This window comes from Corallococcus exercitus, from assembly GCF_003611585.1.
Taxonomy (GTDB): Bacteria; Myxococcota; Myxococcia; order Myxococcales; family Myxococcaceae; genus Corallococcus; species Corallococcus exercitus.
This window is the reverse complement of the sequence record NZ_RAVW01000365.1, coordinates 1-10037: the sequence shown is the minus strand read 5'-3', so window position 1 is coordinate 10037 and position 10037 is coordinate 1. Positions and strand designations below refer to the sequence as shown.

Annotated in this window: 9 protein-coding genes and 1 pseudogene; 6 read left to right on the top strand and 4 right to left on the bottom strand. The window is 71.9% G+C overall.

The window, feature by feature from the left end; all coding sequences use genetic code 11:
* The 4 genes and pseudogenes from D7W79_RS32240 to D7W79_RS32225 all read right to left on the bottom strand — a co-directional run.
* A pseudogene (locus D7W79_RS32240) lies at positions 1-278 on the bottom strand (energy transducer TonB); the annotation flags it as partial.
* 16 nt (positions 279-294) lie between these two features.
* The gene (locus tag D7W79_RS32235) at positions 295-732 is read right to left on the bottom strand and encodes an ExbD/TolR family protein (protein ID WP_120529200.1); all 438 of its coding nucleotides are present in this window, start codon (positions 730-732) and stop codon (positions 295-297) included.
* 3 nt (positions 733-735) lie between these two features.
* On the bottom strand, positions 736-1428 hold the full coding sequence (locus D7W79_RS32230) for a MotA/TolQ/ExbB proton channel family protein (protein WP_120529199.1): 693 nt from the start codon (positions 1426-1428) through the stop codon (positions 736-738).
* A 215-nt stretch (positions 1429-1643) separates the two neighbouring features.
* A complete protein-coding gene (locus D7W79_RS32225) occupies positions 1644-2639 on the bottom strand; it encodes an aldo/keto reductase family protein (RefSeq protein WP_120529198.1) in 996 nt (331 codons plus the stop codon).
* Between the two features lie 158 nt (positions 2640-2797).
* Here D7W79_RS32225 and D7W79_RS32220 point away from each other — a divergent pair, with 158 nt between their 5' ends.
* From D7W79_RS32220 to D7W79_RS32200, 6 genes are all read left to right on the top strand, one after another.
* On the top strand, positions 2798-4387 hold the full coding sequence (locus D7W79_RS32220; RefSeq protein ID WP_120529197.1) for a hypothetical protein: 1590 nt from the start codon (positions 2798-2800) through the stop codon (positions 4385-4387).
* A gap of 18 nt (positions 4388-4405) precedes the next feature.
* Positions 4406-5404, top strand: coding sequence for an AAA family ATPase (locus D7W79_RS32215; RefSeq protein ID WP_208729893.1), 999 nt, complete (start codon positions 4406-4408; stop codon positions 5402-5404).
* Positions 5397-7223, top strand: coding sequence for a hypothetical protein (locus D7W79_RS43945; protein WP_158617101.1), 1827 nt, complete (start codon positions 5397-5399; stop codon positions 7221-7223). The genes D7W79_RS32215 and D7W79_RS43945 overlap by 8 nt, the downstream gene beginning before the upstream one ends.
* Positions 7220-8206 carry an ABC transporter ATP-binding protein gene (locus tag D7W79_RS32210; protein WP_120529196.1) on the top strand — a complete coding sequence of 329 codons (987 nt, stop codon included), beginning with the start codon at positions 7220-7222 and terminating at the stop codon, positions 8204-8206. Before D7W79_RS43945 ends, D7W79_RS32210 begins: the two co-directional genes overlap by 4 nt.
* On the top strand, positions 8203-9726 hold the full coding sequence (locus D7W79_RS32205) for an ABC transporter permease (RefSeq protein ID WP_208729892.1): 1524 nt from the start codon (positions 8203-8205) through the stop codon (positions 9724-9726). The genes D7W79_RS32210 and D7W79_RS32205 overlap by 4 nt, the downstream gene beginning before the upstream one ends.
* Positions 9723-10037: DUF58 domain-containing protein (locus D7W79_RS32200; RefSeq protein WP_147442151.1), on the top strand; the 315-nt coding region annotated here is incomplete at its 3' end. The genes D7W79_RS32205 and D7W79_RS32200, both read left to right, overlap by 4 nt.

Below are 10037 nucleotides of genomic sequence, written 5' to 3'. Positions count from 1 at the left end.
ACCTTGATGGGCGGCGGCTTCACCGGCTTCACCTTCGGGGGCGGCGGAGGCTTGGGCTCCTCCTTCTTCTCCTCCGGAGGCGGTGGAGGTGGCGGCTTCTGCACCTCCACCATGACCATCTCCACGGGCTTCTGGCCAGGCGTGAGCTTGCGGCCCTCCATGGTGGAGAGGTACCCGAAGGCCAGCCCGTGCAGCGCGAGCGACACGAGGAGGAACACGAGCAGGAACCGCGTGGAGCGGTCGCGCTGGGGGATGGGGTCGAGGACCGCCTGGCTCATCTTCGCAGGCCTCGGGTCAGGGCGTGGCGGGCGCGGCCCGTGCGGGGGTCGCGTCCTTTTCGATGTTGAGGGCGAACTTCGCGATGCCCTGGCCCTTCACCACGTCGATGAGGCGCATCACGCGGCCGTAGGCGAGCGTCTGGTCCGCGCTGATGATGGCGCGCGTGTCCTTGTCCTTGGCCACGGCCTCCGTCACGCGGCGGGACAGGTCCGCCTCCGTCACCTCCGCGCCGTCGAAGTAGAGCTTGCCCTCCTTGTCGAGGACGACGTTCACCAGGCCCTGCACCGTCTCACCGCCGTTGGCGGCGCGGGGCAGGTCCACCTCCACCGTCTCGCGGACGATGAAGTTCGCGGTGACCATGAAGATGATGAGCAGCACCAGCACCACGTCCACCAGCGGGGTGACGTTGATGCCGGAGATTTCCTCGTCGCTGTCGTTCGCGCCGCCGGCCATGGGCTAGTTGCCTCCCGCGGCGCCCGGCTTGCGCGCCTTCATGGCGCCCACGAGCGCGTGGCCCAGGGCGGTGGTGCGGCTGGTGAGCGTCTTCAGCTGGCGGTTGAAGATGTTGAAGGCGACGACGGCGGGGATGGCGACGGCGAGGCCCACGGCCGTGGCGACGAGCGCTTCGGAGATGCCGGCCATCACCGTCTGCTGCATGGCGCCGCCCTTGGCGTTCATGGCGCCCAGGTCGTTGAAGGCCTTGATGATGCCGAGCACCGTGCCGAACAGGCCGATGAACGGGGCGTTGTTGCCCAGCGTGCCCAGGATGGACAGGCCGCGCTCGTACTGGGGGCGCTCGCGGGCGACGGTGGACGCGATGACCTGCTCCACGGTGTCGGGGCCCTGCGGCGCGGAGGCCAGGGCCTCGCGGATGACGGCGGCCTCCATGCCCTTCTGGTTCTTCACCTCACCGGCCACGGCGTCGAACTCGCCGCGCGCCAGGCGCACCGCCAGCGCCTCCGAGTTGGGCAGCCGGTGGCGCGAGAAGTAGACCGCGCGCTCCAGCATCACCGCGATGGAGACGATGGACAGGGTGACGAGCAGCCAGAGCACCCACTCGGCGCTGCCCAGCGTCACCCCGAGCAGCTTGCTGCTCAACCATCCGAGTTCGGGTTGGGCCGCCTGGGCCAGGAGGAAGAAGGACGTCATGTGGGAAATGCCCGGTTCAAGAGTGGGACCGCGTCAACGCGCGGGGCAGTCTCTTGTTCCCCCCGACTCAAAAGTCAAATGGAACGGCCGGAGTTCACCTGGGTGTCGCGCGCTGGTGGACGGGCACGGCGAAACCAGGGCGCGGATGTCATATGTCTGGCATCGCCTGCGCCGGCGGGGCGGGCGCTGGAGCGCCTGCCCCGTGTCGCGAATTCTCAGGGCCTGCGAGTCGGGCTGGTGGTCTGCGCGGGGTCGCGCTCCACGACGGGGCCGATGATGGCGTCGATGCGGCGCAGCAGCTCCGCGTCGAGCTTCACGCCGGTGGCCTTCACGTTGTCGAGCACCTGCTCCGGCTTCGTCGCGCCGATGATGGCGGAGGCGACGCTCTTGTTCTGGAGCACCCACGCAACGGACAGCTGCGCGAGCGACAGGCCGGCCTCCTGGGCCAGCGGCTTGAGCTGCTGGACGCGGGTGAGCACGTCGTCGCTCATCAGGCGGCTCATGAACTGAGCCCCCTGCTGCGTGGTGGCGCGGGTGTTGGCGGGCGGCGGCTGGCCGGGGAGGTACTTGCCGGTGAGCACGCCCTGGGCGAGCGGGGACCAGACAATCTGGCCCAGGCCCTCGGCGTCGGAGGTGGGGATGACCTTGGACTCGATGACCCGCCAGAGCATGGAGTACTGGGGCTGGTTGGAGATGAAGGGCACGCGCAGCTCGCGGGCGAGCTTCGCGCCGGCGGAGATCTGCTCGGCGGTCCATTCAGAGACGCCGATGTAGAGGGCCTTGCCCTGGCGGACGATGTCCGCGAACGCGAGCATGGTCTCCTCCAGGGGCGTCTCCGCGTCGAAGCGGTGGGCCTGGTAGAGGTCCACGTAGTCCGTCTGGAGACGGCGCAGGGAGCCGTGGATGGACTCGATGATGTGCTTGCGCGACAGGCCGCGGTCGTTCTGGCCGGGGCCGGTGGGCCAGTAGACCTTGGTGAACAGCTCGTAGCCTTCGCGGCGCTGGCCCTTGAGGGCGCGACCGAGCACGGCTTCGGCCTTGGTGCCGGCGTACACGTCCGCGGTGTCGAAGGTGGTGATGCCCGTGTCGAGCGCCGCCTTCACGCACGCGACGGCGGCGTCCTCTTCCACCTGCGAGCCATGCGTGAGCCAGTTGCCGAAAGAAATCTCGCTGACCTTCAGACCGCTGCGGCCGAGGAATCGGAAGTTCATAGGGGGCGGCAGAGTAATCGCCGCTTGCTGGGGTCGCTTGGGGATTCGCGGTTTCTCGACAGCTGGAGTCGGACGGACGACCGTCCGCGGCGGGATTCGACCGTTCCCGGGCGTCGCTTGTGAACGATGGGCCGGGTGTCCGACACTGGCTTCCACGCATGGCCGCCAGTGACGAACGCCGCTTCCAGTCCCTCGTGCTCGCGCCCATCCGGCGCGTGCAGCGGCGGCTCAACGCGGTCGCCTGGACCGGCGCGGGCATCGCTCCTGTCTGGGCCATCGCCACCGCGTGCGTGCTGTGCCGGCTGCTCTTGCGCGACCTGGCTGTCTGGGCCGTGCCTCCGCTGGGGGTCGCGGGCCTCGTGTGGTGGTTCGTTCGCGCCCGCTCGCGCGGCGTGTCGCTGGAGTACGCGGCGGTGCTCGCGGACCGCTCCGCCAACGCCGGGGGCCTGCTGCTCACGCGGCTGGAGCGTCCCGTGGGCGAGTGGGAGCTGAGCCTCAACCAGTTCGCCCAGCAGGTGAAGCCTCCGGAGGTTCCCTGGCGCCGGCCCGTGGGCGCGCTCCTGGGGGCACTGGTGTTCCTCGCCGTGGGGTTCCTCGTTCCGCTTCCGGCGCTGCGCGCGTCGAACATCAACGCCGCCGCCGCGACCCAGGTCGCCGCCGTGCAGGCGCAGGCCGAGGCCCTGGCCCGCGAGGAGCCCCTGGGGCCCGACGTCGAGGAGGAGCTGCGCCGGCTGTCGGAAGAAGTCGCCCAGGGCCGCTTCGACTCCGCGGACTGGGAGGCCGCGGATGCCCTGGAGCAGCGGCTCGCCGAGCGCGCTTCCGAGGCCGCCGCCGAGCTCAACCGCGCTTCCGAGGCCGCTGCTGAATTGGAGGATGCGCTCGCCGCCGCGGGCGGTGCCGAAGCCGCCACCCGTGAGCGCGAGTCGCTGGAGCAGGCACTGATGGCGCTCGATGCTCGCGCCGGCGGGAGCGAAGAGGACTCCGCCGCCGGGGAACAGGAAGGCCTCGCGTCCGAGCGGAACTCGCAGGGACAGGGCGCCGGTGAGCAGGACGGCGACAAGCAGGGCTCGCAGGGGCAGGGCGCTGGAGAGCAGGGCGGCGAGAAGGGCTCGCGGCAAGCCTCCGGTGACTCGTCGCGCGAGGCCCAGGCCCGTGCTTCCGCTCGCGCCCAGGCCTCCGGCTCTCCGGATCAGATCGCCGACCTGCGCCGCACGCTGGAGCGACGGCAGCAGTCCCTGGCGCAGCGCTTCGGAGAGGAAAACGCCTCGCGAGGGAACCGCGGCGCCCAGGCCCGGCGTCCCACCCGGCGGCAGCAGTCGTCCGGACAGGGGCAGGGCCAAAAAGGCAAGAAGGGACAAGGCCAAGGGCAGGAAGGGCAGGGCGAGGGTGAAGGTGAAGAGGGCGACGGCGAGGGACAGCAGGGCAGTCAGCACGCGAGCCGGGGCATGCGGCAGGGCGACGGCGCGGGCGTGAGCCGGGGCGGGGACAGCCAGCCGCTCGTCTTCGGCGGCGAGGCGGAGATGGATCCGGAGCGGCTCGCGTTCCAGCCGCTGCCGGAAGGCCATGGCGGCGAGGCAGAAGAGTTGTGGGGCCTTCGTGCCGCGGATGCGCAGGCCCGGACGGGGCAGGCGGGGCCGGTGGGCGCGAAGGGCACGGGCGCGAAGGGCGATGCGACGGCGGGACCGACCTCCGGTCCGCTGCTGCCTCGCAACCGCGACCTGGTGAAGCGGTACTTCGGTGGTCCGTAGTCCAGAAGGGGGAACGACGTGGCAGCGGAGCTTTTGAGTCCCGCCGAGGCACAGGGCGCGGCGGACGTGGCCTCCCGGCTCAAGGCCGGGCTCAACCAGGTGATGCTCGATCAGGAGTCGGTCGTCGAGCAGGTCGTGACGGCGGTGCTCGCCCGGGGCCACGTGCTCCTGGAGGGCCTGCCCGGCCTGGGCAAGACGGAGCTGTGCAAGGCCCTGGCGCGGCTGTTGTCGCTGCCCTTCCGCCGCATCCAGTTCACCCCCGACCTCCTGCCCGGCGACATCACCGGCACCTACGTGCTGGAGGGCGAGTCCCGCCGCGACTTCGTCTTCCGCGAGGGCCCCCTCTTCGCGAGCCTCGTCCTCGCGGATGAGATCAACCGCTCCAGCCCGAAGACGCAGTCCGCGCTGCTGGAGGCGATGCAGGAGCGCTCGGTGACGGTGCTGGGCCAGACGCGGCCCCTGCCCGACCCCTTCTTCGTGCTCGCCACGCAGAACCCCATCGAGCTCGAAGGCACGTACCCGCTGCCCGAGGCGCAGCTGGACCGCTTCCTCTTCCGCATCCTCGTGCCGCCCGTGGGGGCGAAGACGCTGCGCACCCTGCTCACCACGCGCGTGCGCGGCGCTCCTCCCGCGCTGGAGCCGGTGCTGGACGCCGAAGGGCTGTCGCGCCTGTTCGCCGCCGTGGACCGCGTGCACCTGCCCGGCCCGGTGGCGGACTTCATCGGCCGCTTGGTGGAAGCGTCCGACCCGCGACAGGCCTCCGCCCCCGAGCCCGTGCGCCGCTTCGTGCGCTTCGGCGCGAGCCCTCGCGCGGCGCTGGCCCTGGCCGCCGCGGGCCGTGCGCGTGCGCTGCTCGAGGGCCGGCCCAACGTGGGCTTCGACGACGTGGTGGCCGCCGCGCCCGCCGCCCTCAACCACCGCCTGGTGCTGGCCTACGAGGCGTCGCTGGAGAAGGTGTCCGCGCCGGACGTCGTGCGCGAGCTGCTCAAGGCCACTCCCGAGGTGCCCCGTGGATAGCCGCGCGGCACTGGCCGGCGCCGTGCTCCTGGGGACCCTGCTCTGGACGGGCCTGCCCGGTGTGCCCGGCGGGACGGAGGCCTTCGCGACCAGCCCGGCGATGGAGGCGGTTGAGGTAGCGGCGCCGGCGGCGCCGGCGACGGCGGCGGTGGAGGAGGCGCGGGAGGCCGCGTCCCATGGCAGTGGCTACCGCGAGGTGGTGGAGACGCCCGAATCCTTCCCCGCCGCGGGGGAGCCTGGCGAGGGGGACCTCAAGGCCACCGTGCGCACCGCGACGCTGGTGCCAAACCGGGGCTACACCCCCATCCAGGTGACGGTGCAGAACAGCGGTGGCCAGCCGCGGCAGGTGCGTCTGGTCATCCACTCGCCGCAGGGACGCGTCACGGAGCGCTCGTTGGAGCTGGGCCCGCGCGAGCGGACCGTCACCTGGCTCCTGATGCCCGCCGACCTGCAGACGGGGACACTGACCCTGGAGTCTCCCGGGCTGTATCCCAGCTCCAAGGGCTTCTATCTGGATGGCTACCAGGGCGCGCGCGTGATGGTGCTGGGCGACGTGAAGGCCTTCGAGAAGGCGACCGGCATGAGCCGCGCGGTGGAGAACACGGAGCCGCTCGTCGCCACGCGCTTCGTGGACCCGCACACCGCGCCGCGCGAGCTGGCCGCGTACGCGGGCTACGACGCGGTGTTGGTGGCGGTGCCGCCGGACCAGGTTCCGGATGACGTCTGGGCCGTGCTGGAGACCTTCGCGCTGAGCGGCGGCCAGCTGGTGCTCGACCAGCCCCCCGCCAATCCGCGGCTGCACTTCCCGCTGCTCCAGGACGCGCAGGCGGAGCTGTCGCCCTACGGCTTCGGCTCCGTGCGCCAGTTCCGCGCCTGCCGGACGCAGGCTCAGGGATGCGGCATGCGGCTCTGGGAGGACACGGAGCGGTCGCCGGCCATGGTGGTGCCCGCGGGCCCGCCGCCCCGGTGGGAGCGCAACGACCTGCTGAGCGACGGGCGGCTGCCGCTGCTCTCCAGCGCCCGCGCGCCCGTGGGCCGCTTCCTGCTGCTCATCTTCCTCTTCTCGCTCGCGGTGGGGCCCGGTGGGTGGATGCTCGCCCGGCGCAAGGGGCCGCTGGCGGTGCTCATCGCGGTGCCCACGCTGGCGGCCCTCACATGTCTGGGATTGGTGGCGTGGTCGGTGCTGGTGGACGGCTTCAGCCTGCATGCCGCGCGCTACAGCCTCACGCTGCTGGACCGCGAGCGGTCGCGCGCGGTGACGGTGGGCCTCAACGCCTGGTACGCCAACCTCGCGGAGGACAGCGTGCGCATGCCCGCCTCCAGCGTGCTGCTGGCCCCGTCGGCTCCGGAGGATCCGCCGCGCTCCTTTGACTGGACGAACGGCCTGGTCGTGAAGAGCAGCTTCCTGCCCTCGCGCAGCTACCGCGAGTGGGGCGAGGTCGCCGTGATTCCCTCGCGCGCGCGGCTGACGGCGCGCAAGGCGGACGGCGCCGTGCAGGTGCAGAACGCGCTGGGCGCTCCGCTCCAGGGCGGCACGTTGAAGCTGGACGGCCAGCTCTGGCGACTGCCGGAGCTGGCGGACGGCGCGGAGGGGCGGGCCACGCCACTGGACGGCGAGAACGATGCGCTGGCGGACCTCCATGACGAGGCGCGCAGGCGCTTCCCGGGAGCGGTGACGGCCCTGGAGCAGGACCTGGGCGAAGGGACGTTCGTGGCGCGGCTGGGCGGGCGCGGCTTCACACCCACGGCGGTGATGGACGTGGAGCTGGAGGCCGCGCAGCACCTGGTGCGCGGTCAGGTCGAGGAGGCACGACGATGAGCCTGCTGGAGGTGAAGGGGCTGCGGCGCGACTACGGGGCGCTGCGCGCGGTGGACGACGTGTCATTCAACCTGGAGGCCGGCGGCATCCTGGGGTTCATCGGGCCCAACGGCGCGGGCAAGAGCACCACGCTGCGCATCCTGGCCACGCTGGACGTGCCCACCGCGGGCACGGTGCTGCTGGACGGCACGTCGCTGGTGGACGCGCCGGACCGGGCCCGGCCGCTGCTGGGCTACATGCCGGACCGCTACGGCACCTACGACGACGTCACCGTGAGGGAGTTCCTGGACTTCTTCGCGCGCGCGTACGGGCTGAAGGGCGCGCAGCGCAAGCAGCGGGTGGACTCGGTGATGGAGTTCACGGGGCTGGGGCCGCTGGCGGAGAAGCTCACCACGGAGCTGTCCAAGGGCATGCGCCAGCGCGTGGCCCTGGGGCGCACGCTGCTGCACGACCCGCGGCTGCTGCTGCTGGATGAACCGGCGGACGGGTTGGATCCGCGCGCGCGCATCGAGCTGCGGGAGCTGCTGCGCGCGCTGGCGGACCAAGGCAAGGCGGTCATCATCTCCAGCCACATCCTCACGGAGCTGGCGGAGATCTGCGACAGCTGCGTCATCATCGAGCAGGGGCGCCTCCTGGCCCAGGGCAAGGTGGAGGACCTGCTGCGCCAGAGCGCGGGCCCGTCCCGCGTGACGGAGCTGACGGTGCGGCTGGCGGCGGCGGGCGACGAGGGTGAAGCGCTGTGGGCGCGCACGGAGCGCACGCTGCTGGAGCAGCCGCGCGTGAAGGACGTGGCGCGCGAGGGCGGCGCGCTGCGCGTGCGGCTGGAGCTGGAGGCCGACGCGGGGCCGGCGCAGGCGGAAGCCGCCGCGGCGGTGCTGCTCGCGGCGCTGGTGGCGCAGGGGCTGCCGGTGTGCGCGTTCAGCCCGCGCGAGCGCAACCTGGAGGACGCGTTCATGACGGTGACCCAGGGGAGGGTGGCGTGAGCACGCAAGCAAGTCCCGCGTCGGGCGCGACCGAGTCCGCCCCCTCGCCGGGTGTCCCCGCCATGACGTCCGACCGCTGGGAGAAGTGGGGCGACCGGCTCAACCCGCTGGTGGTGAAGGAGGTGCGGCAGGGGCTGCGCACGCGCGTGTTCTGGGTGTGCTTCGGGCTGCTGCTCGCGGCGTGCCTGGTGCTGTCGCTCATTGCGTTCGGCAACACGCACGCCAGCACGTACACGCGCGAGGGGCGCACGTACTTCTTCTCCTTCTTCGTGTGCCTGGCGCTGGTGCACTTCGGCGTCATCCCCTTCAACGCGTACCGCTCCCTGGCGCGCGAGCGCGAGGACGAGACGTGGTCGCTGCTGCTGCTCACGGGACTGGGGCCCCGGCGCATCCTGGCCGGCAAGGTGGCGTCCTTCCTGGTGCAGGCGGCGCTGTACGCGTCGGCGGTGGGGCCGTTCCTGCTGTTCAGCTACTTCCTCAACGGCATCGACCTGCCCACCATCCTGATGGTGCTGGTGATGGGTGGAGCGTGGCTGGTGTTCCTCACGCTCGTGTCGGTGTGCGCGGCGACGCTCGCGGACAGCCGGATGGGGCGGGCCGCCGTGCGGCTGGGGCTGGTGGGCGTGCTGGTGGTGACGTTCTTCCAGACGCTGACGTTCACCTTCGTGGTGACGCAGGAGCGCGGCAGCGGGTTCTCGTTCGACCGGGACTTCTTCCTGGGACTGGGCGCGGCGTTCTGGTTGCTCGTGTCGGACGGGTGGTTGGTGTTCGAGACGGCGGTGTCGCGGCTGTCGCTGGTGACGGAGGACTACACGCGCCATCCCCGGCGGGCACTGGTGGTGCAGGTGCTCCTGACGTTCGTGGGGATGACGGCGGTGTGGTGGTTCATGGACAAGGACGACGACATCCCCGGGGTGATGGGCATCCTCGGAGGGCTGCACCTCATCTTCGCCAGCCTCTTCATGGCGACGGACGTGGACGGGCAGTCGCGGCCCCTGCGCGCGGGCACGCGGGCCTGGTCGCTGTTCAAGCCTGGCGCGCTGCGAGGCTTCCGGCTGTCGGTGCTGCTGCTGCTGGGCTGGGCGGCCGGGTGCGCGGTGCTGCTGCGGCTGTCGGACGACTCGACGGGGAGCCTGCGGATGGCGATGTCGATGGTGGCGCTGGCGCTCTACGGGGTGCTGTACCTGGCGGTGGCGCTGCTGCTGGGGCGGATGCCGCGCTCGGGGCGGTTCGCGTCGCCGGTGTCCGTGCGGCTGCTCTTCATCCTGGTGGGGGTGATGGGGGCCGGGGTGCCGCCGCTGCTGGCGGTGTTCCTGGACCTGGAGGGGCGCGATGAGCTGCTCAACCTGCTCAACCCGGTGCTGGGGACGCTGAACTTCGGCAGGTACGACTACAGCGACCCGAGCGGCCTCAAGATGCCGCCGGAGCTGCTGGTGTGCGTGGCGCTGGTGGCGCTCCTGGCGGCGTTCGCGGCGGACCGGGTGCTTGCTGAACGCGAGCGGCGGGCCCATCAGCAGTGAGCGCGAGGCTGGATGAGGCGGAGGTGGCGCGGCTGGCGCCGGGGTTGACCCTGGCCTTGCCACGCCTGCCGCAGCGGGGACGGGTGGGGGAGGTGCGCGCGACATCCGCGGGCAGCGCGATGGAGCTGCACGACTTCCGCGCGTACCAGCCAGGGGACGACCTGCGGCAGCTGGACTGGAACGCGGTGGCGCGCACGGGGGAGCTGGTGTTGCGCGTGCGCCAGGACGAGGTGTCGCCGCGCGTGGAGGTGCTGCTGGATGGCTCGCGCAGCATGGGGCTGTCGCCGCGCAAGGCGGCGACAGCCCCATGC